Annotated in this window: 22 protein-coding genes; 8 read left to right on the top strand and 14 right to left on the bottom strand. The window is 61.9% G+C overall.

Going from position 1 to position 22064, the window contains the following annotated elements; translation table 11 throughout:
- Positions 1 to 297, bottom strand: a 297-nt coding sequence (locus VMA09_17580; GenBank protein ID HUA35425.1) for a hypothetical protein, incomplete at its 3' end; no start/stop codon positions are given.
- A 195-nt stretch (positions 298 to 492) separates the two neighbouring features.
- Here VMA09_17580 and VMA09_17575 point away from each other — a divergent pair.
- Positions 493 to 1944 carry an HEXXH motif-containing putative peptide modification protein gene (locus VMA09_17575; protein HUA35424.1) on the top strand — a complete coding sequence of 484 codons (1452 nt, stop codon included), beginning with the start codon at positions 493 to 495 and terminating at the stop codon, positions 1942 to 1944.
- Between the two features lie 15 nt (positions 1945 to 1959).
- Here the strand turns inward: VMA09_17575 and VMA09_17570 are convergent, their stop codons facing one another.
- Both VMA09_17570 and VMA09_17565 read right to left on the bottom strand, forming a co-directional pair.
- Entirely contained in the window at positions 1960 to 3108 is a 1149-nt protein-coding gene (locus tag VMA09_17570) for an amidohydrolase family protein (protein HUA35423.1), read from the bottom strand.
- A gap of 223 nt (positions 3109 to 3331) precedes the next feature.
- Positions 3332 to 4189: an LLM class F420-dependent oxidoreductase gene (locus VMA09_17565; GenBank protein ID HUA35422.1), complete on the bottom strand. Its 858-nt coding sequence runs from the start codon at positions 4187 to 4189 to the stop codon at positions 3332 to 3334.
- Positions 4190 to 4310: 121 nt separating this feature from the next.
- Here VMA09_17565 and VMA09_17560 point away from each other — a divergent pair, with 121 nt between their 5' ends.
- Complete coding sequence (locus VMA09_17560; protein HUA35421.1) at positions 4311 to 5336, top strand: YHYH protein; 1026 nt, start codon at positions 4311 to 4313, stop codon at positions 5334 to 5336.
- A gap of 23 nt (positions 5337 to 5359) precedes the next feature.
- Here the strand turns inward: VMA09_17560 and VMA09_17555 are convergent, their stop codons facing one another.
- Entirely contained in the window at positions 5360 to 6235 is an 876-nt protein-coding gene (locus tag VMA09_17555) for an alpha/beta hydrolase (GenBank protein ID HUA35420.1), read from the bottom strand.
- Between the two features lie 158 nt (positions 6236 to 6393).
- Here VMA09_17555 and VMA09_17550 point away from each other — a divergent pair, with 158 nt between their 5' ends.
- Genes VMA09_17550 through VMA09_17535 form a run of 4 tightly spaced genes read left to right on the top strand, consistent with a single transcriptional unit; the run spans position 6394 to position 9707 of the window.
- The gene (locus VMA09_17550) at positions 6394 to 7503 is read left to right on the top strand and encodes an LLM class flavin-dependent oxidoreductase (protein ID HUA35419.1); all 1110 of its coding nucleotides are present in this window, start codon (positions 6394 to 6396) and stop codon (positions 7501 to 7503) included.
- Between the two features lie 6 nt (positions 7504 to 7509).
- Positions 7510 to 8088 carry an NADPH-dependent FMN reductase gene (locus tag VMA09_17545; GenBank protein HUA35418.1) on the top strand — a complete coding sequence of 193 codons (579 nt, stop codon included), beginning with the start codon at positions 7510 to 7512 and terminating at the stop codon, positions 8086 to 8088.
- Between the two features lie 4 nt (positions 8089 to 8092).
- A complete protein-coding gene (locus VMA09_17540; protein HUA35417.1) occupies positions 8093 to 8968 on the top strand; it encodes a phytanoyl-CoA dioxygenase family protein in 876 nt (291 codons plus the stop codon).
- 25 nt (positions 8969 to 8993) lie between these two features.
- On the top strand, positions 8994 to 9707 hold the full coding sequence (locus VMA09_17535; GenBank protein HUA35416.1) for an SDR family NAD(P)-dependent oxidoreductase: 714 nt from the start codon (positions 8994 to 8996) through the stop codon (positions 9705 to 9707).
- Here the strand turns inward: VMA09_17535 and VMA09_17530 are convergent.
- From VMA09_17530 to VMA09_17485, 10 genes are all read right to left on the bottom strand, one after another.
- Entirely contained in the window at positions 9704 to 10654 is a 951-nt protein-coding gene (locus tag VMA09_17530; GenBank protein HUA35415.1) for a c-type cytochrome, read from the bottom strand. The genes VMA09_17535 and VMA09_17530 overlap by 4 nt on opposite strands.
- A gap of 1 nt (position 10655) precedes the next feature.
- Positions 10656 to 11957 carry a cytochrome b N-terminal domain-containing protein gene (locus tag VMA09_17525; protein HUA35414.1) on the bottom strand — a complete coding sequence of 434 codons (1302 nt, stop codon included), beginning with the start codon at positions 11955 to 11957 and terminating at the stop codon, positions 10656 to 10658.
- 2 nt (positions 11958 to 11959) lie between these two features.
- Positions 11960 to 12418 carry a Rieske 2Fe-2S domain-containing protein gene (locus VMA09_17520; protein HUA35413.1) on the bottom strand — a complete coding sequence of 153 codons (459 nt, stop codon included), beginning with the start codon at positions 12416 to 12418 and terminating at the stop codon, positions 11960 to 11962.
- Positions 12418 to 14304: an FAD-dependent oxidoreductase gene (locus tag VMA09_17515; protein ID HUA35412.1), complete on the bottom strand. Its 1887-nt coding sequence runs from the start codon at positions 14302 to 14304 to the stop codon at positions 12418 to 12420. Before VMA09_17515 ends, VMA09_17520 begins: the two co-directional genes overlap by 1 nt.
- Before the next feature lie 17 nt (positions 14305 to 14321).
- Positions 14322 to 14684: a cytochrome c gene (locus VMA09_17510; protein ID HUA35411.1), complete on the bottom strand. Its 363-nt coding sequence runs from the start codon at positions 14682 to 14684 to the stop codon at positions 14322 to 14324.
- A 357-nt stretch (positions 14685 to 15041) separates the two neighbouring features.
- Positions 15042 to 16232, bottom strand: coding sequence for an acyl-CoA dehydrogenase (locus tag VMA09_17505; GenBank protein ID HUA35410.1), 1191 nt, complete (start codon positions 16230 to 16232; stop codon positions 15042 to 15044).
- 259 nt (positions 16233 to 16491) lie between these two features.
- Positions 16492 to 17610, bottom strand: a complete 1119-nt coding sequence (locus tag VMA09_17500) for an amidohydrolase family protein (GenBank protein HUA35409.1) — start codon at positions 17608 to 17610, stop codon at positions 16492 to 16494.
- A 38-nt stretch (positions 17611 to 17648) separates the two neighbouring features.
- Complete coding sequence (locus tag VMA09_17495; GenBank protein ID HUA35408.1) at positions 17649 to 18668, bottom strand: alcohol dehydrogenase catalytic domain-containing protein; 1020 nt, start codon at positions 18666 to 18668, stop codon at positions 17649 to 17651.
- Positions 18669 to 18713: 45 nt separating this feature from the next.
- On the bottom strand, positions 18714 to 18956 hold the full coding sequence (locus VMA09_17490) for a hypothetical protein (protein HUA35407.1): 243 nt from the start codon (positions 18954 to 18956) through the stop codon (positions 18714 to 18716).
- A gap of 4 nt (positions 18957 to 18960) precedes the next feature.
- On the bottom strand, positions 18961 to 20274 hold the full coding sequence (locus VMA09_17485; protein HUA35406.1) for a citrate/2-methylcitrate synthase: 1314 nt from the start codon (positions 20272 to 20274) through the stop codon (positions 18961 to 18963).
- A 126-nt stretch (positions 20275 to 20400) separates the two neighbouring features.
- On the opposite strand from VMA09_17485, the gene VMA09_17480 reads away from it, so the two are divergent.
- Both VMA09_17480 and VMA09_17475 read left to right on the top strand, forming a co-directional pair.
- Positions 20401 to 21216, top strand: coding sequence for a class I SAM-dependent methyltransferase (locus VMA09_17480; GenBank protein HUA35405.1), 816 nt, complete (start codon positions 20401 to 20403; stop codon positions 21214 to 21216).
- Positions 21217 to 21768: 552 nt separating this feature from the next.
- Positions 21769 to 22064: polysaccharide deacetylase family protein (locus VMA09_17475; GenBank protein HUA35404.1), on the top strand; the 296-nt coding region annotated here is incomplete at its 3' end.

Genomic DNA, 22064 nt, shown 5'->3' with positions numbered 1-22064 from the left:
TCCAGAAGATCGCGACCGCATGTACTTTGTGTCAGGCGCGTGCAGAGCCCGAACCGATTCGTTCAACTGCGCAAGCTCGTGACGCTTTAGAACGGGAAGCGCTTCGAGATCGATCGGGCGCGGCCGGTTTCCCAGACGTGTCTTGTAAAATGGTATCAGCGCAACAGTCTCCAGGATCTTGCCAACCCGCTCAGCCTGATACGAATGAAGCACGCTTGCGTCCCAATATTGGGACTTCAGCAGCGATCGGTATCGCACCGCGGCCGCGAACAGACTAACTACAGTGCTGGAATCCATCGACGACTCGGAGAAATCTGCCGGAGCGATATTCCGCTAACAGCGGCAGAAGGCTTTGCTTACCTGATTCGTGGGTCGTTGTGAAAGAGCGTCTTCGAGCTGCCGTCCCGCGATGCCGATGCGCGCGCCCTCTTTCACTTCCGGAACAACGCTGCAACACTGAATCTCCGACATTGAGCCTGACGGACGAGCGGAATGAACATCTCCGACCTGCTGTGGAACGATTTCGACATTTATCAGCGCCGATACCTGAAGAGTGCGAATGCGCTCGTCGCGATGCGCGGGGTGTTGCAGGAGCGGAAACCCATCGGGCGCGATGGTGATGAATTCCTCGCGCTGTTTGATCGAGCCGCGGGCTTCGACGCCGGCCTTTTCACGCGCGTGTGGTCCGATCCGACTGCCTATTTCTGGACTCGGCTCGGCTATGAATTCCTCGGCAACTGTCTTGCGCCGGGTCCCCTCTCGCCTCTCGCCGAAGCCAGCGCGAGAGACCGCGGCGCGAAGGGAGATCCGCTTGCCGCACTAATTGCGCACCTGGGCGATTTCAAACGATATGTTCTCGCACTCGCTATACTGTCAGTTCAGGAGATCCATTTCCGCGCACCCCTAGAAGTGCAATTGCCTTTTGCGATTCCGGCGACGAATTTGGTCATCGCCGGAAGTGACCGCCTCACGATCACGGGCTTCGACCGAGCTTCGATAAAATACGAATCGAATGGCAAATCAGCTTCTCTCGCTTTGACTGGTAGCGACGAGGGCGCCGCGATCTGTCGCGAAGCGCCAGTCGCCAGAGTAGCGGGCTACGAACTTCCGCTCCGGCCTGAGATGTTCAACCTTCCCGGACTCGCCGTGGGCGGGCCGCTGCTCGAGGTGACTCCCGACTTTGAGCGGCGCCAGCTGCAACTCGCCGAGGCGTCGTTGCAGCTCATCAACAGATACGTGCCTGACTCATTCCGGCATTTTCGATCCTTGATGAGAACCATCGCACTCAAGCCGCCTGGCATCGGTGATTATACGAACATTAGTCACTCGGATCTGCCGGGGAGCTTCGTGTGTACTGTCGTCCCAAATGAGTATTGGATGGCGGATGCATTCGTTCACGAGTTCTATCACAACCGGCTCTTCTTCATCGAAGAGCAGGGCGCGTTCTTTGCCAACCTCGAAGACAATCGAGCCACGGCGGGGAGATTCTATTCGCCGTGGCGCAACGATCTGCGGCCGCTGCACGGACTGTTTCACGGCCTCTATGTTTACATTCCGCTCTGGCGCTTGTGGTTTGCCGTTTTCGAGGCACGTCAGGCTAAAGGCGAGTTGCTCGACGCCGCGCGCGACCAGATCCTGCGCACGGCGTATCAACTGGCAATCGCAGTTTCGCAGCTTCGCCGCTACGCGGAATTCAGCGAATTCGGCGCACGGCTTTTCGCGTCAATTGCGGCTGAGGTCGAGTCGATCTGCAAAACAACGCGGGCGCTTCGATTTCCGCGCGATCTGCCCGCGATGACCTGCGACGACGACGGAATTATCGCGCCTCAAATCGGTCGCGCCGACGGCCGCGCCTTATCGGTCATCGATACGATTGTGCGGCATGCCGAGCAGTTCGATGAAGACCATCAGTGCGAGGATCTCGGGACGATCCTCGCCTCCTGACGCCGCTCCCAGCACCTAAGCAGCCTGATCGTACATGCGCCACGACTCGTGACCCGCAGGCAGGTTGAAAAGCTTCGCCGCATTCTCGCGCATGATCGCCTGGCGCTGTTGTTCTGTCAGATGCGCCGTGTGTTCCGCGAGTAACTGCTGCGAGCGTGGCCACGTCGAGTCGGTATGCGGAAAATCGCTCGCCCACAGAAGCTGCGTATATGGCATCTGATGCAAAGAATTAAAGGCCGTCAAATCATCCTGGAAGGTCATCCAGACGTTCGACTTGATATACTCACTCGGCAGCTTTGACAGGCCTTTAATCAGTCCATTCTCCGCATTGAACTTGGCGGCGTGGTCCATGCGATACATGTAATGCGGCATCCAGCCCGCGTCGCCCTCCGCGCATACCAATTTCAGTTTCGGATGGCGCTCGAAAACTCCGCCGAGAACCATCAGACCGACGACATCCTGCACCGCGCGGATAATGCCGAGGAAGTTGTTCATCTCGTGCCCGCGATGCGGCATCGCCAGGCTGCCCTCCCGCGAGGTCAGGATATGAAAGCAAATTGGCAGACCGAGGTCGCTCGCGCATTCCCAAAGCGCATCGTAGTCGCGATGGTCGTAGTCCTCGTAGATCGGATGGCCCGGCATCATCATCCCGACGAAGCCCATTTCTTTCGCGCGCCTGAAATCCTCGATCGCGCTATCCACGCTCAGCACCGCCGTCTGCGCGAGGCCGAGGACGCGCTCCGGCGCTTCGCTGCACATCGCCTGCAGCCATCTGTTGTAGGCTTTCATGCAGGCGTCCTTGTACTCGGCATCGCGATGCATGCAGAGGCCCATGCCGACTGAGGCATAGACAACCTCGGCTGCAATACCGTCTTTGTCCATGTATGGGAGCCGCGCCTTGCCGCCGTAGGCACCCTCGCGGACATCTGAAAACTTGAGACGTTTCGCACGTTCGACGCGATCCCTGATGCTGAAGCCGGCGCCGTCGATGAATCCGAGCGCGATTGGACGCTTCATGCCGGGAACGACAAAAGCTTCCGTACCGTCGGGCTGGGGCAGGACCTGCGGAGCGCGATCACGAAACTTCGGATCGATATAGTCGATGTAGCAATTAGGGGGCTCGCACACGTGGCCGTCTGACGAAATGATGCCGCGAGGAATCATAGCTTCTGTCTCCTCTTGGGTTTTTAGATCATCGAAATGAAATTGTCGATGATTGCGCCATGAGAGTTTCGCCGCGATCTCTTATCATCCGTCAGCGAAGGAGCAAGGCGATATGGCAATCGAATTTGTCGAATCTGTTGAAAAGCATATCCGATACCGAGAACAGCATCGTCCGGAATCTAAAGTGAGGACGCTGTCGCGCAAGGTGCGACAGCCGCTCCGCCTACGAGCGCGAGATTGTTTCCTCCTGCAATTTCTCGAGCCAGCGAGTGACTACTTCGGGCTTCGTCCCTGGCGGAGTTGTAACGACGCGAGCAACTCCGATGTCGGCGAGCGCCTTCAGGTCGTCCGGCTTCAATGATCTCGCCATGCATGAAAACTCGATGGTGTCGGGATTGCGGCCGGCCCTCTGCGCTTCGGCGCGCACGAGCGCGAAAAGCTCCTTGAGCTTCTCCGGATTCATCACGGTCGGGAAAAAGCCGTCGCCATAGCGCCCTGCCCGCTTTGCCGCGGCGCTCGAATGACCTCCGACGTGAATCGGAACATTCCTGTTCACCGGCTTCGGATTCGAATGCAGCGGGCCAAACTTGAAATGTTTCCCCTCGAAGGCCGCGGCACCCTCGCGCCACAGGATGCGCAGGGCCTGGATCGCTTCGTCGGTCATCGCGCCGCGCTTGTGAAAATCAATCCCGAGCGAGTCGAATTCCTCTTTCATCCATCCGCTGCCGATACCCAATATCGCGCGCCCGCCCGAGAGCAAATCGACGGTCGCGACTTCCTTGGCCGTGTAGATCGGATGACGCTGCGGCAGGATCAGGACTCCCGTGGCAAGCTTGATCGTCTTCGTAATCGCCGCCACGTACGCGAGCGGAATCAATGGATCCGGTATCGCAACGTCGTCGCCACCCGGCATCGAGCCGTCCTTGCTGCCGGGATACGGCAGGTGCTTCACCGGTATCGCGACGTGCTCGACGCTCCACAGCGACTCGAAGCCGCATCGCTCGGCGTTGGTGGCAAGATGCGCCAGCAGGTCAGGCTGGCTGAAAGCTCCAGAAGTAGCGAAACCGATTCCGAATTTCATACGTATTCTTCCGCAGTGCGAGTTGAGCCGAAATCTATCGCGCTCCGATCGAATCGCAAAACGAATTATTCATCGCCGGCAAACGTCAGTTTCAGGATGAGAGGCCTTCGAACTTGAGCTCATGAATCGACAACCATCCCGGGTCAAAATTCTCGAAACTCTTAGTCTTGGCGCCGCGATCCTCGTTGTGTCATCTCTGCTCGCCGGTGCGGCGGCCTTCGCCACCACGCGCGAACAAACCGATGTCTTGAACATCCATGCGCTTCCGCTCGGCGATGGCAGGATCAGCAGCTACCCGCAGCGCGGTTACGTGATGTCGTGCATGACAGAGTTCCGCGGCGGCGGCGCGCGGGGGTCCGGCCCGTGGATCCACGGCGATACGTGGGACCTGACCGAGAAGCCCGCCGTGCAGGGACAAATCACCTGGCCGCAGGCGCAATTCGAGATCACGACCGACGCAAACGAGCGCGTCGTATCGCGCATCATCACCGGCAACGGTCTGCCGGTCGAAACGTCCACGGGCATCTTTCCAGTCGGTTTCGACGATCCCGCTTTTCGGTTCGATCGCAATCCAAACTCGATAAGCTCACAGAACATCGCACTGAAGTTGCCGATGAATCCCACCCTCGCCGAGTCACCATCGTGCGTGCCGATGGGCATGATCGGCGTTGCACTAAATGGCGTCGCGATTTTCAACGCCCTCGACGCCGCCGGGCGCGACGCGGTCGCACATGAGGTGCAGGACGTCTGTGGCGGCCATCCCCAACAACAGGGCCAGTATCATTACCACGGCCCGAGTCCCTGTCTGCCCGACGAGACGCAGCACGAAAAGCTGATTGGCTACGCGCTCGATGGCTTCGGCATCTACAGCATGTACGATGCGCACGGTCGCGAGTTAACCGACGCCGACCTCGACGAATGCCACGGCCGCACGAGCGAGGTGGAATGGAACGGCGAGCGGCGCTCGATTTATCACTACGTGCTGACGCGCGAGTATCCGTACACAGTCGGATGCTTTCGCGGCACTCCCCTTCACCTGCGCGGTCCCGGCGGACCGGGCGGCGGAATGCGCGGCTTCATGGCCGGTCTTTTCGGATTTCCACCGCCGCCGGCCGGTTCGCCTCCAGGCCCTCCACCGCCTCCATGATCCATCGCCGACAGGAGTTGCGCTTACCTTCCGGTAATCAGCGGTGACGCGAACTCGAGCACCGCGGCGCTGAAGACGTCGTTACGATCGCCGGCGACCATGTGCGTGGCGTCGGCAACGTCGACGAACTGCGCATGCGGCAGCATCTCGATCAGCGCCCGCGCCGCCTCGATCGTTACCACGTCGCTGCTGCCGCCGCGTACCAGCATCGTCGGCGCGACGAGGTTCTGTACACCGGAGGTCATCGCGGTTCGCATCTGCTCGCGATGCGCCAGCGCCGCGTCGGGATCGGACAGCCAGATTTTGCGCGCATCGAGTGCGCGCGGATCCCAATGCCAACGCCACCTTCCGTCTTCACCCTGCCGCAGTACTCGGGTCAGCCCCCGCGGCGAGGGCTTTCCGCGTCCACCTCGATACGCCGAAATCGCCTCGGCAGCATCTTCGAGATTTGCATAGCCGTCAGGATTCGCCGACATGAAGGAAAGGATCCGGCGCGCACCGTCCATGTCGATATCAGGGGTGATATCCACGAGCACGAGGCCGCGATAAAGCTGCGCCTCCGCAGTTCCTTGCGCAACGAGCGCGGCCACACCGCCCATCGACGCGCCGATGAGAAGCGGCTGCCCACCCACCGCCTCGCACAGCGCGACAACATCGGCAGCATAATTGACGTAGTCATACGCGGCGTTGGGAGATCTCTCGCTGTCGCCGTGCCCGCGCTGATCGATGGCATATGCGCGCCATCCCTGGCCGCCAAGCTTCGATGCGGTTTCTCCCCACGATTGCCGCGTCTGTCCGAATCCATGAAGCAACAGCGCCGCCGGTCCATCGGCCGGTCCGTAAACATCGCCGACCAGGCTCAGCCCGTCAGCGCTGCGAAATTTCAAATGCTCAGTCATATCGACGCCGTCCTCAACGCGGCATCAGCCGTATGCCATTCCTTGAGCGCCTGACGCAACTTGACGACGTGCTTCAAATTGACTGGTGCGGCGCTGCGTCAGGAAGTAGATTCTCCGTGGATGCGAGCGGCTCGGCCGAGCGCACGGGAGAGCGGCCCATGAGCGTGGAATTCATCGGCATGATTGGCACGCAGGCGGCCTCGGAGATTCATCCGCCCAAAGGCCCCGCGATAGACATCGACTACGTGCGGCGCTTTTGTCAGGCGCACGAGCAATCCGACTTCGATCGCATCCTGATTGGCTATTTCTCGAATGCTGCCGACGGATTCGTCGTCGCATCTTATGCGGCATTCGTCACGCAAAAGCTCGGCCTGATGCTCGCGCATCGGCCAGGATTCGTCGCGCCCACTCTGGCGGCGCGCAAGCTCGCGACGCTCGATCATTTCAGCGGCGGGCGCCTCGCGGTGCATATAATCTCGGGCGGCGACGACGACGATCAGGCCAGGGACGGCGACTACACCTCGCACGACGAGCGCTACGCGCGCACCGACGAGTACGTCGAAATCCTGCGCCGCATCTGGACGGCGGATAAACCCGTCGATCACGAGGGCCGCTTCTACAAGTTCCGCCGATCCTATTCCGACGTGAAGCCGCTTCAGAAACCGCACATCCCGATTTACTTCGGCGGCTCATCGGACGCGGCACTGGCGATCGCGGGAAAGCATGCCGACGTATACGCGCTGTGGGGCGAGCCGCTTGCGGAGGCGGCGAAAACGATCGCACGCGTGCGCGCGTCGGCCGCCCGCTATGGACGGAGCGTGCGCTTCAGTCTCTCGACCCGTCCTGTTCTGGCTTCGACCGAAGAAGCGGCATGGATGCGCGCCCGACAGATCATCGAAAGGATTCGCGAGATTCGCGGCCAGGCGATGCTCGGGTCCGGGAAAAAGGCGCCGCAGGCCGTGGGATCGCAGCGATTGCTCGAAGCCGCGGCGCAGGGCGAGGTGCTCGATACTCGCCTTTGGACGGCGGTCGCAGCGGCCACCGGCGCGCGCGGTAATACCACGGCGCTGGTCGGCACGCCGGAACAGGTCGCCGAGTCGATGCTCAAGTATCACGACCTGGGGGTCACGACTTTTCTCATCCGCGGCTTCGATCCGCTCGAAGACGCGATCGACTACGGCCGCGAGTTGATTCCGATCGTGCGGCGCGAGATCGCGCGCCGCGACGCGCAGGCCGACGCGCCTCGCAACGCAGCAGGACAGGTGTAAGTTGCGATGAATCTGGTTGCGATCGTTGGAAGCGTGACGCCGCCGGGTCGACTAGTCAGTGCGACGAAATGGCTAATCGATGACGCGCGGGAATCGCGCCCGGACCTCAATACTCAATTGATAAACCTCGGCGAAAAGCGCGTCGCCTTCGCCGACGGCCGTCCGCCCGAGCAATACAATGATGATACTGCATCAATTGTTCGCAGTGCCCTCGACGCCGATGCAGTCATTCTGGCGACCCCGGTATATCGCGGCTCGTACACGGGCGCACTGAAAAATCTGCTCGACCATCTGCCGATCGAATCGCTCGGCGGCAAGCCGGTCGCGATCGTAGCGATGGGCGCGACCAATCATCACTTTCTCGGCGCCGACTGGCATCTGCGCGACGTGCTCGCCTGGTTCGGCGCGCTCGTATTGCCAACCAGCGTTTATCTGAGCTCGGCGGATTTCGTGGACGGCCAGCTCGCAGACGGCGCGAAACAGGATCTGCGCGCGCTCGCGAGCGCGGCGATCGCTTTGACGGCGGCAAGTCCCGGCAAAGGCAATTTCATCGGTCCCAAACCGCTCGCCGCTCGCCGCGGCTAAGCTGATGACGGTCAAATCATCGATAAGCGGCGAATTGATCGAGCAATTCCGGCGCGACGGCTTTGTCGTGGTCTGCAATCTGCTGACTCCGGCCGAGCTGGAACGATTCGGCGCCGCCGTCGATCGCGCCGTTGCCATGCGCGGCCGCGATGATCATCGGCCGCTGGAAGAAAAGTCGCTCTACGAGCAATCGTTTACGCAGTGCATGAATCTCTGGGAGGACAATCCCGAGGTCCTTCCTCTCACTTTTCATCCTCTCATATCAGAGGTTGCCGCGGCGCTGATCGGCGAACCAAGGCTGCGGCTCTGGCATGACCAGGCGTTGTACAAGGCCTCCGGCGGACGCTACACCGAGCCGCATCAGGACCATCCTTACTGGCCGATGGACGTGCTTGAAACGCTCACCGCCTGGATTCCATTCGACGGTTCGACGCGCGCCGCGGGATGCATGGGCTACCTTCGCGGCTCGCATCGCGCGGGACTCAAGAAATTCGTCAATATCTTCACGGCGGATGAGAAGGTGAAAATCCTCGAGGAACCCGCCGTTAGCGGCATCGCGCCGGTTTACGTCGAGGTTCCACGCGGCGCGGTCGCGTTCCATCACGGCCTGACAGTGCACATGGCGGGACCGAATCGCACCGATCGCATGCGCCGCGTGCATACGATGATCTATTTTCGTGACGGTGCGCGCCGGACGACAGCCCATCTCCACCCCTGCGTCGATCGGCCTGGAATCAAGGTGGGGGATTTGATTGACAGTCAGTTAACACCGCTCGTATGGCCACGCACGCCCGGCGATTATCCGGTACCGCCGAAGATGCCGCTGACCCCGGGGCTGGTGCGATTGAATACTTACGGCGCGATGCCGAAAGTCCAATAGTCAGTTCGCAGGCGAGGTCAGATTCATGGCTGAGACAAAAAAGAAAGTCGCAGTGATAACGGGAGTCGGCCCGGGGCTCGGAGCGGCGCTGGCGCGGCGCTTTGCGAGCGAATATGCGATCGCGATCCTCGCGCGGCGCGCGGAATATCTCCACTCGCTGGCGGAGGAGATTCGCCGAACCGGCGCAACCGTGCTCGAGCTGCCGGCCGATATCGGCAAGCGCGACCAGGTCGAAGCTGCCTTCAAGAAAATCCGCGCTGAGCTCGGCGCGCCTGATGTACTACTCTACAACGCCGGCGGCGGAGCGTGGGGAACGATCGCCGAGGTCACGCCCGAACAATTCGAGGAAAGCTGGCGCACCAACGCTTTCGGCGCGTTCGTATGTGCGCGGGAGTGCGCTCCCGACATGGTCGGGAATGGCCGCGGTGTGATGCTGTTCACGGGCGCAACCGCCGGGGTGAAGGCCGGGCCGAAATCGATTTCATTCGGACCGGGAAAATTCGCGATGCGCGGGCTCGCGCAATCGCTCGCGCGCGATCTCGGCCCCAAAGGCATTCACGTCGCCTGGATCAACGTCGATGGCGCCATCGACATCCCCACGCGCAAGATCCCCGGGCTCAAGCCCGAAGACATGCTCGAGCCCGCCGCGATCGCCGAGACTTACTGGCACCTCGCACATCAACATCGCAGCGCCTGGACGATGGAACTCGAAGTGCGGCCCTTCAAAGAGAAATTCTAGTGCGCCCCGACCGGCGACGGCGCCGCTGACGGCGTTGCCGCTGGCGACGGACTCGGCGTTGCCATCGCGGCGACGGCAGCATCCGGATCGGGAATGTATTCAGCAGGATAGCTCAGTCGGCGCCAGCTCAGCAGCAGGAGCGTGAGAGCGCGCGCCTGTTGCGGCTCAAAGTTGAAATCCGGCATCTGGGTTTTCGGCGAAACGACTCCGGCGTGCGTCACGTGCTGCACATTCCAGTTGAACATCGTGCGCGGCCCGGTGACGTAGGCGAAGTTCAGCAGCTCAGGATTTTTATCGCCGAAGTACGTGAGCTCTGGACCGGTTGAGCCGCCGCGCCCTTCCACGACGTGGCAGAGCACACACTTCTTCTTTTTGTAGAGCTGCTTGCCCAGGTTGATCATCTCCATCCCGGGTGTCGCGGCGTCGTGACGATGGCAGAAGTTGCATCGCATCTGCATCATTTCGTTCATCGTCAGTCCGTTGCTTGCGGCGAGCGCTGACGACAGCAGCGGATCTTCCCAACCTTTGCCGCCGATATGCGCGCCTTCGGCCGTCACCGCCCAGCCGTCTCCGCCGTGACAGGGAGTGCATCCGAACTTCGCGAACTCATGCTTGGCCAGCCAATCGTTCGTCGAATGCGGCGTCAGCGGCTCCGCGATCGTCGCGGGTAATATCGAAGACCATTCGTAGCCCAAGTGGCACGTGATGCATCGATCGGTGACGCCGATCTTGGGATTCCAGATTTGATGGATTCCCGGATGGAAGCTGGCCGCGTCGTCGGCATGCCCGTAGTGGCCGAGCAGTGCGACGAACTGCGTCTGGTACGGGCGCCATTCGGTGCGGAACTCGCGGTAGAGGCCATAGGCGACCAGCGCGAAGAACACGAACGACATCGCGACCATCCAGCCGAAGTCGCGCGCTTCGATTGATTCTTTTCGCTCCGCCATTTCAGTAAAGCCGCGGCGCCGTCGGGCGAGGCTGCCCGGGCCAGTAGATGTGCCAGTAGGGACCGCGCAGGTAAACGCCGATGATGATCAGGACGACAATCGCGAAGGTGGCGGCGAGGAAGGTCGCGTTCTGCCGCTTGCGCGCCGGCGGGAACCATCGCCCTTCCGACGTGAGCGGAGTCCGATCGAGCCACGGCCACAGCGTGAGGATAATCAGCAGAAAGCCGGGAATCAGGATGCCGCCGAGAAACGCGCCGCTAACTACCAGTGGACCGAGATGAACCGTCGTCGAGGCAACCAGCTCCTGGAGCCAGACGAAGTACCAGGGCGCCTTGGCGGGATTCGGCGTCACGGCAGGGTTTGCGATGCCTTCCAGCGGAGCGTCGAAGAGCAGCGCCGCGACCAGCGTCACGTTGAAAACGATCAGAAAGACCAGCGCGAGACGCCGCGTCACGTTGGGCGATGAAAATACCTGGTCCTGCTCCTCGAGCCCGGTCGAGCTCATCACCTGCACCGAAGTGCCGGGCGTCAGGCCGAACAGCGAATAGCTCTTGGTCGTGGGCGTCGCTTTGGGAGCCATCGCGCGCTCATTGCGCACGCGCTCAACGGCGGCGAGGCCGCCATCCTTGCGCACCCGCCACATGTGATACGCGAACATGATCCAGATGAAAGCCGGCAGGAAGAACACGTGCAGCACATAGAACCGGAGCAGCGTTTGCTGGCCGATTTCGTGACCACCGAGCAGCGCCATCTGGATCGTCGGACCGACCATCGGCGCCTGCTTGGCGATACTGGTGCCGACGGTGATCGCCCAGAACGCAAGCTGATCCCACGGCAGCAAATAGCCGGTGAACGAGAGCAACAGCGTCGCAAGGAAGAGCACGATCCCGACGACCCAGTTGGCGGCGCGCGAGCCGCGATACGCTCCGGTGAAAAACACCCGCGCCATGTGCAGGAACACGACGGCGACCATCCCCTCGGCGGCCCATCGATGCTGATTGCGCAGGAGGCGGCCGAAGCTCACGGCGTATTCGAGATCCTTGATACTTCCGTAGGCGCGCTCGGTTGACGGCACGTAGAAGAACATCAGCATCACGCCTGTCACGGTGAGAATCAGCAGGAGCGAGGCAGACGCGGTGCCGAGCCAGAACGAATAGCTCCAATCGATACTCGCCCGCGCAACCTTGGCCGGAAACCAATGCAACCACAGGTTGCGCACGATCGCCTCCGATGACTCGCGGTCACTTTCGGGCGACCACGACCACGAAGCCTTGCGCCACAGGCGGGTCAGATAATCGATCACGCTCAGGCCTTTCCTTTTCCGACGACGAGCTGGAAGCCGCGGGCAACTTCGATGCCGCTATCGACCTGCAAAAATCCGTCGGGCGAAAGCATGGTCGAGAGCCATTCGAGCGGGCGCGGCGCAGGGCCGGAGATCACGGTGCCGTCAGGACGAAAGCGGCTGCCATGGCAGGGACAATCGAACTCGGTGTCCTTCCATTGCACAGTGCATCCGAGATGCGTGCAGATCGCGGAGATCACGTGGAACGACGGGCCTTGCTTAATCACGAACAGGCGATTGGCCGCGTCGAAGGTGTAGCCGTCGGGATAGTCGTCAGGCCGCTTGAGCTTGAAGCGGCTCGGCGGCTCATAAAGCACGTTCGGAAAAAACGCCCGGCCCGCGGCGCCAAGCTGCGCGACAAATGCGGCAAGCACCGACCCCTTGCCGAGAAAGCGCAGAATTCTGCGACGATCGTTGTCCATTAACTGCTGGTTTCCTCGAACTGAAACCGCTCCATCTTGATTGCGGAGGTGGGGCAGCGGATCGCGCACAGGCCGCAGCGAATACATTTGGCCTCGTCGTAGAGAAACGCACTGCCGGCGGCGGGCATCGCGCCCGACACGCGCTCGCGATCGGCAACCTCGTCGCTCAGCGCGAAATGCAGGCAATGCTCGGGGCAGATATCGACGCATCGATTGCACAGGATGCACTTGGAGCCGTCGTAGATCGGATGGATATGGCAATAGAGGCAGCGCTCGGCTTGCTCGCGAGCCTCGGCCGCCGTGAAGGTGGTTTCGACTTCGGTGATTCCACTGCGCCGCGCGAGCGGAAGCAGCGGGATATCGCGATGCTTCAGCTCGTAGTTTTCGACCATCTGATAGGAGTCGGTCGGAAGTTCTTCGACCGTGACTCGCATCCTCGGCTCGCCGATCGCAGCGCCGCTCAGGTACGCATCGATCGATCGTGCGGCGAGCTTGCCGTGTTGCGCACAGGTGATGAGCAAAGAGGGTGGAAAGGCCGAGTCACCGCCCGCAAATACGCCCGCCACGTCGGTCGCAAACGTCACCGGATCGATCTTGAGCGTGCCGGCGGTAGTGATCGCGAGGCCATCGTCGGGCGTGACGAAAGAAAGATCGGGCGCCTGGCCGATCGCAAGGATGATCGTCGCAGCTTCGAGCGTGCGGCGATCGTTTTCATCGAACTGCGGCCGGAAGCGCCCTGATTCGTCGAACACGCGGACGCATCGCACGAGTTCGATACCGACCGCGCGTCCATCGCGCGCGACAACGCGTCTCGGACCCCATCCCGGCAGGAAGCTCACGCCCTCGTCGCGCGCGATGTCCATCTCCTCGCGGCCCTGCGCCGATTTCATCGCGGGCATCTCAGGTTCGGACTCGAGGCTCGCGACTGTCACGTCGAGAGCGCCGCGGCGCAGCGCCTCGCGCGCCGCATCGAGAGCGACACGCATCGTGCCGCTTTCGACCAGCGCTTCGTCCTCGGCCGCCATCGTGAGGCCGGGAATCATCGCGCGAACGGCAGTGCGCGCCGCGTCGATCGCAACCAGACCACCGCCGATCACGACGACCTTGCCGCCGAGCGGGACGCGAAAGCCGCGATTGATGTTGAGCAGATAGTCGATCGCTTTGATGACACCGTCGGTGTCGCTACCTTCGATCGGCACGGCGCGTCCGCGCGAGGCGCCGACAGCGAGGAAGATCGCCTCGAAGCCGTCGGCCTTGAGCTCGCGAATACCGAAGCCCGCACGCAGCGGTGTCGAGTAATGAAATTCAACGCCCAGCGCCTCGATCTCGCCGACCTGCACGTCGATAACGTCGCGCGGCAGCCGATAAGTCGGGATTCCGTAACGCAACATCCCACCCGGATGGGGCATCGCTTCGAACACGGTCACCCGATAACCCATCGTCGCGAGATCGTGCGCGCACGCGAGGCCCGCAGGTCCCGCGCCGACCACGGCGACCTTGCGCGCGCCATTCTTCGCGTTCATCTCTTCAAGATGACCGGGAGTTAAGCTGCCACCACCATCGGGACCCGCGATCATCTCGCGGATGCTCTTGCTCGAGAGCGATTCGGGTCCGAAGTGATCGGTAAGGAAACGCTTGATTGCGCGGATCGTCACCGGCGCGTCGATCTTGCCGCGGCGGCATGCGTCTTCGCAGGGCGCGCCACAGGCGCGGCCGCAGATCGAGGCGATCGGATTTGGCGAGCGCGCCACGCGATAGGCCTCGGCGAAGCGGCCTTCGGCGACGAGTTGCACGTAGCGCCCCGCGTCGGTCTTGACGGGACACGCGTCGAGGCACGGCACGTTGCGCCGGAACCACCACAGGTCGCGCGGCTTCGCATCGATCATCTGCGTACTCCGCGTCCCTACTTCTTGCAGAAAGTTCTTACATACGTGACGAGATCATGAATTTCATCGTCTTCGAAGCCGGAGCTCCAGGCTTGCATGTCCTTGCTGAGCCCGGCCGAGGCGCCGCCATTCTTGATCACGCCGAACAGCGTATCGTCGGAAATCTTCGACATCCGCGCGCAATCGGTGAAGTCGCGCGGCTTGGTGCTGAGCGTCGCCGCCGCCGGCCCATCGCCCTTGCCATTGGCGCCGTGGCACTTTACGCAGAACGTATCGTAGTTCTGCTTGGCGCCAGCCATGTCGGCGGCGAACGCGAACGGCGCAACGGTAAGCGCTGCCAACGCAGTCAACGAGCCCAGCACTATCGTTTTGCGAATCACTTAATTCTCCCTTCAGTTGAAATCGGTTCAGCAGGCGGCCGGACGCAGTGCGCTACCGATATCCGCCGCAGTCCAAGACAACGGACGACACTTGGCATCCGGGACGTTGTGCAACATCCATGCCCTTCACGTCAGCGCATTTCAGATAAGCGCTGGGAGAGAAGGAAAAATTGGCTTAGCTATGCGGAATACGAACTAAGTTATCCGAGGAATGATCGCACTTCATTCGCGGCGCCCGGATATAAGCGACCAAAAATTGGCGCGATCGGAAACAGGACGCGTTTCGATTGGCTCCATCGATCCAGAGCCAAAAAACGAATCTCAATTCTCTAATATTAGAACAGGCTTGAAGATGGATTAGCCCTTCGGCAATCCGAGCGTGCGCTCGCCGATGATATTGCGCTGAATCTCACTCGTGCCGCCCGCGATCGTGTACTGGCGCGAACTCAGCACGCGATTCAGCCATCGCGGCGCGTCGGGAACCGTGCCGGTGGTCTCGCCGATAAGGCCGTAGCCGCCCAGCAACTCGGTCGAGAAGCGCGCGATTCTCACGCCCAGCTCCGAGCCGAACAGCTTGAGCATCGAACCTTCGGGCCCAGGCGGCAGCCCCTTCAACTGGCGCGTGAACGATCTGAGGCGCGCATACTTCTGCGCCTCGTTTTCGATCGCGAATTGCGCGATCTGCTGGCGCACCCAGTTCTGCTCCCATGCGAGTTTGCCGTTGATCGTGACCATCCGCGCGAGCTGCGCGAGGCGAGTTATCTGCGAGCCGTGACCGCCACCGCCGGCGAAGCTGCGCTCGAAGCTGAGCGTCGTCATCGCGACCTTCCAACCTTCGTTTATCTCGCCAACGAGGTTTTCTTTCGGCACATGGACATTCTCGAAGAACACTTCGTTGAAATGCGCATGCCCGTTCATCGTGATCAGCGGACGCACGCTGACCCCCGGGCTCTTCATGTCGAGCAGGATGTAGGAGATCCCGCGATGCTTGGGAGCATCGGGATCGGTGCGTGCCAGCAGGAACATCCAGTCGGCGTACTGCGCGCCCGAGGTCCACACCTTCTGCCCGTTGATTTCGAAGTTATCGCCCTTGTCGGACGCGCGGGTCGACAGTCCGGCGAGATCGGAGCCGGCTCCCGGCTCGGAGTAGCCCTGGCACCAGATGTCGTCGGCACTGAGTATTCGCGGCAGGAAGCGTTTCTTCTGCTCCTCGGTTCCGCATTGCATGAGCGTCGGCCCGCAAAGTCCCACGCCAAAATAACCCGGCAGGATTGGAGCGCGGGCGCTATTGTATTCCTCGTCCCAGATGAACTGTTCGATCAGGCTCGCGGCACGCCCCCCGTATTCCTTCGGCCATGAGAACCCAGCGTAGCCTGCTTGATTGAGTTTCGCCTGCCAGGCGCGGCGCTTGTCGAAGATTCCACGATTGGGCGCGATCCGTTCGTCGGAGGCATCGTCAACGCATAGCTCGGGCGGCAGATTGGCGGCGATCCATTTGCGGACCTCGGCGCGAAACGCTTCCTGCTCAGGCGAAAATTCAAAATCCACTAAGTATTCTCACTTCGATTTTGCAATTGCTCTTTTCCGAAACCGAAATCCCTCTCCCTGACCGGGCGAGCGTTGCAAGACAGCGCGTACAACTCGCGGCGGAATCTGTCCCCTCTCCTTATCCTGGGAGAGGGTGAGGGAGAGGTGCAACGTCGGAAGCCCCACGCATGCAATGGCTTCAGCGATCAGCAGAATACCCTCACCCTAGCCCTCTCCCCGGTCAGGGAGAGGGAAGCGGAAAAATTGGGCGAGGGACTACTCAATTCAAGCCGAAGGCGCGGACTGCGTTGTCCCACAGGATCTTGCGCTTGCTCTGATCGCTGATCTGCTGCTTGACCATCGCTTCGAGGCCCCACGGGAACGTACCGTCCGGATGCGGATAGTCAGTGTCCCAGACGAAGTTATCATCGCCGATAATATCGATCGCCGCCTTCATCGTCGGCTCGTCGCCACGAAACGCGACGAAAAAGTTAGTCTTGAAATACTCAGTCGGCCGCCGCTTCAAATATTCATGCTCCGCGTTGCCGCTGAAATCCCAGTGCTGTTCCATCCGCTGCAGCCAGTAGGGAACCCATCCGCCATCGGCCTCGACCTGCACCACGCGCAGTTTCGGAAGGCGCTCGATGACGCCAAACCAGATAAGCCCCGCCATCGCGGCCATCGCCTCGAACGGATGCGACAGGATATGTCCGGTGACGTGAGTATCCATGCGATCGCCGAACGATTCGACCGACGCCGAGCCGGAATCGTGCGTCGAGATCGGCTTGCCGAGCTTTTCGACCTCGGTCCAGAGCGGCATGTATTCCTCGCAGAAGATCGTGCGGCCACGGACGGGATTCGGACGAACATAGAAACTCACCGCGCCGTTTTTCGCCGTGCGATGCGCTTCCCTGATCGCTTCTTCGACGTCCTGCATCGGCAGGATCGCGGCCCACTTGATGCGGTCTGCCGCCTTCGAGGTAAAGTCGGCGCTCCAGTCGTTGTAGGCGCGGCAGCACGCCGCGAGCAGCTTCGGATCATGGAACTCGCGCCCGAGCATCTGGCCCGCGGCGGTCGGATAAACGATCTGCACATCGACGCCCTGCTCGTCCATGTCCCAGATGCGGCTTTCAGCGCTATAGCCAGTCTTGGCCGCGCGCTCGAAACGCCTCATGGCCTTGCGAACTGAGTCGAGGAACGCAGGCGCCGCCATCGGATACTTGCCATGCTCGCGCGTGAAGGGCTCGCCCTCGACCAGAAAGGTGCGGCGGCCCGATTGCGGCGCCACGCCCATCTTGGGCGCCTGCGACTTGTATTTCTCATCGATAAACTTCTCGAATACGAAGTCGGGCTCCATCAAGTGAGTATCCGTATCGACTACTTTGAATCCGTTTTTCATGACTGGCTCTCCTGAAGATAAGCCGTACCGTTGATGTACTACCTATTCGGAATGACTAATGCCTTCACCGCACCACGCGCGCGCAGCAGCTCGAAAGCCTCGATGCCGTGGCTGATATCGAAGCGATGCGTCACCATCGGCGTCAGATCGATCTTGCCGCTCGCGACCAGCGCAATCGCGCGGCGCCAGGTCTCAGGCGTGCGCACCCGCGAATTAATGATGTTCACGCCGTGAAAGAAAAGCGCGCGCAGCTCGGTCGAGGTGACATCGCGCGCCGGCCAGCCGATTTCGATCAGCTCGCCGCCGCGGCGCACCAGCTCGCGCGGCGAATCGATCATCCCGCAGGCATCGAACACCGCGTCGGCGCCGTCTTTCGGCATCAGAGCGCGCACCTGCTCGATCCAGTCGCGATCGCTGGCGCATACGGTGCGGAAGCCCATCTCGCGTGCGAGCGCGAGGCGATCCTTGTCGACGTCGAGGCCGGTGATCACGAGCGTCGTGATCCCTAGAGCGCGCGCCGCGAGCGCCACGCTGAGCCCGATCGGACCGGGACCTTCGACTACGGCGCTGTCGCCCGGTTTCAGCGACGATTGCTCGACAGCGTGAAGACCGGTGCCGAAAACTTCGAGCAGCGCGCCGACTTCGAGACTCATCGAGTCGGGAATGTGATGCGCGTTGCCGGTCGGCGCGATCGTGAAATCCGCCAGCGCGCCCGACAGATGCGTCGGCGACGAACAGAGGTGAAAGCGCCCCGCGAGGCACGGTCCGCATCGGCCGCAATGGCCGAAGGGGTCGAGCGCGACGCGGTCACCAGGCTTGAACGTGGTCACGCGCGGGCCGACGCTGACGACCTCGCCGGAGGGCTCATGGCCCATGACGAAAGGCATCCGCGTGACCATCCGATCGGCGCCGAGTTCCCATTCATACAGATGAAGATCGGAGCCGCAGATTCCGCACGCGGCGATTTTAACCAGCAGCTCGCCCTCGCTGGGCCGTGGCTCGGGCAGGTCAAGGATTTCAGCACCGTAAGCGGGACGGGTTTTAGCGACAGCTTTCATCGGCATACACCCGATGAGATGAATACGACTTCACGGTGCCTCGCGTCAAAGCGAGTTGCGCAGCAGATGCTGATTGTATTCGCGCAAAACACCCGCGACACCGCCAGTCACGCCGAGGAACAGCGTCAGAGGTCCGAATCGCCCGGCGCTGACGAATCCCAGCTCAAACGCGCCGAACCCCAGGCCCGTGCCGATGATGATTCCGGCCAGCATCGCATTCATCATCCGGGTACGCGCCACGCCGTCGAGCGGAGGAATCCCCCGACGCGATCTGTTGCGCCTGCGCAATGTTTCACTCCCAGTGCCGCAGCGGGGCGCCGCGGTAGCGCATGCGCGGGCGGATGAGGCGGTTGTCGGCGTATTGCTCGAGGCCGTGCGCGATCCATCCTGCGCTGCGGCCGATGGCGAAGATCGCGGCGGGCAAGCCGCGCGCGAATCCCAGCATGCGCGTGCATACCGTCAAGTAGTAATCGAGGTTGGGGCGCAGACGCTCGCGCTTCCAGACGGCATCTTCGACTTTGATCGCAGTATCGAGCAGGCGCGCGCCCTTGTGCTTGCCGATCGCGCGGGCGGTCTCGCGGAGCAGCTCGGCGCGCGGATCGCCTTCGGGATAAATCGCGTGGCCGAAGCCCGGCGGCAGGCGATGGTCGCGCGTGAACGACGCGAGGCAATCCTCGACGCGTGCGCCCTCGCCGAGCTCGGCAAACAGCGCTTCGATTCGATCGCATGCGCCGCCGTGGAGCGGGCCCGAGAGCGAGCACAGCGCGGCCAGCACGGAGGCGAAGAGGTCCGCCCCCGTACTCGCGATCACGCGCGCGGCGAAGGTCGATACGTTGAACTCATGCTCGGCGCATGCGACCAGGATGCGATCGAGCGCGCGCACCTCGAACTCCTCGGCAGCGGTTCCCGCGACCGAGCGCAACAACCGCGTCGCGATTCCTGCAGCGCCGGGAGTATCGACCTGCATCTGGAGCAACGCGAGCGGCATCAAGCTGATAGTCAGTTTCGCCCGATCGATCCGCGTCCGCGGCGGCTGCCGGCGATCCCAGGCTGCGAGCGCAGGCATCATCGCGGTGAGGCGCAAGACAGGCGCGGCATCGTCGCCCACGGCGGCCAGCGCGGCGGCGACAGATGCGGGCAGCTTCGCGCCCGCGATCTCCGACCGGAGAGCGGCGATCTCCTCGGGCACGGGCCGCTCGCCGCTCCATAGCAGCAGGCATACTTCCTCGAACGACGCGTGCTCGATGACTTCCTCGATTGGATAGCCGCGATAGGCGAGTTTGCCGTCGAGAATCGAGCTGACCGCCGACTCCGCCGCGATAACTCCGGGCGCGCCTGGCTCGACATCCTTGGGCTGTGCGACGGTGACCCAGGTGGAAGCCGCAGGAAGACTGCGGCCGCGGCGTCCACGCTCGGTCGTGACGAGGCCGCGCAGCGCCTCGATATCAGCGCGGCGGTACAGCGCCTGCCTGCCGACTTTGCGCCGGTAGCTTTTCAGCCATCCTCGGCTGACGTAGGCGTACAATGTGCCGAGCTTGACGCCGAGACGCTTGGCCGCTTCGTCGGCGGTGAGCATCCCACCCGGTTCGGTCTTGCGAACTGCCACGTAATGATGACGCCATGGCGAGGGTAGGCTGGTCAAGCGTCTTGCAGCCATATAAAGTTGCGTCAACATCCGTAAAGATGTATCCATTTGGCAGTCATTCCTTCTGATGCGCATGGAGGAACGCTGATGGCGGAGCGTGGTTTCGAGCCCAAGATCAAAGCAGTCAATGAGATGGGCAAAGTCGTGGATTTCGGTAAGACCGCCGGCGACTACGGCAAGCATCGTGCGGGCTTCCCGCCGGAATTCTTCGAGCGGCTCGAGCTGCGCGGTTTAATCGCACGCGGACGCAGCGCGCTCGACCTCGGCACGGGAACCGGCACGATCGCCCGCGGACTCGCGCTCGGCGGAATGAAGGTGACGGGGCTCGATCGCTCGACCGCGATGATGGAAGAAGCGGCGCGGCTCGATCGCGAGGCGGGCGTCATCGTTGAATATATCGAGGCGACCGCCGAAGAGACGGGGCTCGAGACCGGGAGCTGCGACCTGATAACTGCCGGTCAATGCTGGCATTGGTTCGATCGGCCCAAGGCGGCGGCCGAGGCGATGCGCGTGCTGGCGCCAGGCGGCGCGATCGTCATCGCGCATTTCGACTGGATTCCGCTGCCGGGCAATATGATCGATGCAACCGAGAAGCTGATCGAGAAATTCAATCCGAGCTGGACGCTCGGCGGCGGCATGGGCGTGCATCCGTGGTGGCTGAAGGATCTGGCGGTCGCGGGCTTCAGGAACCTGGAGACGTTTTCATTTGATCTGGATGCGCCCTACACGCACGAGGCGTGGCGCGGCCGGATTCGCGCGAGCGCTGGAGTCGGCGCGAGCATGGCGCCCGCCAAGGTTGCGGAGTTCGACGCGGAGCTGGCAAGAATCCTGAAAGAGCGCTGGCCCGACGAGCCGATGGCAGTGCTGCATCGCACCTGGGCGGCGCTGGGCATGAAGGCATGAGATTCGCCGCACCGGCATAACTGTTTGTGAACGCGCAGCACCTGTCGCCATCTTCACAAACTCCTCACGCATCCTCACTCGGGTAACCTCCCGCGACGGCATCCTGCTCACCTCCTCTTCGAGGTTCAGCATGCCGCTTCAGTGTTACCTATGTCCTCGCACACCTGTTACCCATGTCTCCCGCACATGCACCTAGGAACAGCAGAGGGATTCAGAGGAAGGCCAAGTACGATTGACACGAAGTTGACGCTAATGGGGGCCACTACGATTCCCGGGCGACCCTCAGCCGGCGGCGTTTTTTCACTGGTCGCTACGCGACGCGCCGCTCTGGAATCCCTCTCCCGTTATGTTACGGGAGAGGAGGTCGAGCGCGCCTCAGCGCGCTCGGCAGGTGAGGGTTCTGCGTGTATCGCTACGTCAGCGACTCTGAGTACGAGTGACCCTGCACCCTCACCTGCCTGGCGCGCGCTCGCGCGCGTCTGGTCCCCACTCCCGTGACTTAACGGGAGTGGGATTCCAGAGACCTCAGCACACTCGGGCGAGGTGGTAACGATGGATTCTAAAATCGCGGTTTGTCTTACTTTTGATTTCGATGCGATCTCGCTTTGGCTCGGCGGATTTCGGGCTTCTTCGTTGAGCGCGATCTCGCGGGGCGAGTTTGGGCGTGTTGGCGCTGAACGGATTTTGAAGCTGCTTGGCGAGCGGCGTCTGCCTTCGACCTGGTTCGTGCCGGGGCACAGTGCTGAGACTTATCCGGCGGTCGTCGAGCAGATCGTCGCCGGGGGTCACGAGATTGGGCATCACGGTTACCTGCATACGCATCCGAAGAGTCCCGAGGATGAAGCCGC

The organism is Candidatus Binataceae bacterium (assembly GCA_035508495.1).
Classification (GTDB): Bacteria; Desulfobacterota; Binatia; order Binatales; family Binataceae; genus JASHPB01.
This window is presented reverse-complemented; position numbering and strand designations above follow the sequence as displayed.

Coding starts and splice junctions, on each gene's coding strand:
- VMA09_17500 (HUA35409.1), bottom strand. CDS start 17,610: ATGAAAAACGGATTCAAAGTAGTCGATACGGATACTCACTTGATGGAG.
- VMA09_17540 (HUA35417.1), top strand. CDS start 8,093: ATGACGGTCAAATCATCGATAAGCGGCGAATTGATCGAGCAATTCCGG.
- VMA09_17535 (HUA35416.1), top strand. CDS start 8,994: ATGGCTGAGACAAAAAAGAAAGTCGCAGTGATAACGGGAGTCGGCCCG.
- VMA09_17570 (HUA35423.1), bottom strand. CDS start 3,108: ATGATTCCTCGCGGCATCATTTCGTCAGACGGCCACGTGTGCGAGCCC.
- VMA09_17550 (HUA35419.1), top strand. CDS start 6,394: ATGAGCGTGGAATTCATCGGCATGATTGGCACGCAGGCGGCCTCGGAG.
- VMA09_17515 (HUA35412.1), bottom strand. CDS start 14,304: ATGATCGATGCGAAGCCGCGCGACCTGTGGTGGTTCCGGCGCAACGTG.
- VMA09_17530 (HUA35415.1), bottom strand. CDS start 10,654: ATGGCGGAGCGAAAAGAATCAATCGAAGCGCGCGACTTCGGCTGGATG.
- VMA09_17495 (HUA35408.1), bottom strand. CDS start 18,668: ATGAAAGCTGTCGCTAAAACCCGTCCCGCTTACGGTGCTGAAATCCTT.
- VMA09_17565 (HUA35422.1), bottom strand. CDS start 4,189: ATGAAATTCGGAATCGGTTTCGCTACTTCTGGAGCTTTCAGCCAGCCT.
- VMA09_17555 (HUA35420.1), bottom strand. CDS start 6,235: ATGACTGAGCATTTGAAATTTCGCAGCGCTGACGGGCTGAGCCTGGTC.
- VMA09_17545 (HUA35418.1), top strand. CDS start 7,510: ATGAATCTGGTTGCGATCGTTGGAAGCGTGACGCCGCCGGGTCGACTA.
- VMA09_17480 (HUA35405.1), top strand. CDS start 20,401: ATGGCGGAGCGTGGTTTCGAGCCCAAGATCAAAGCAGTCAATGAGATG.
- VMA09_17560 (HUA35421.1), top strand. CDS start 4,311: ATGAATCGACAACCATCCCGGGTCAAAATTCTCGAAACTCTTAGTCTT.
- VMA09_17575 (HUA35424.1), top strand. CDS start 493: ATGAACATCTCCGACCTGCTGTGGAACGATTTCGACATTTATCAGCGC.
- VMA09_17520 (HUA35413.1), bottom strand. CDS start 12,418: ATGGACAACGATCGTCGCAGAATTCTGCGCTTTCTCGGCAAGGGGTCG.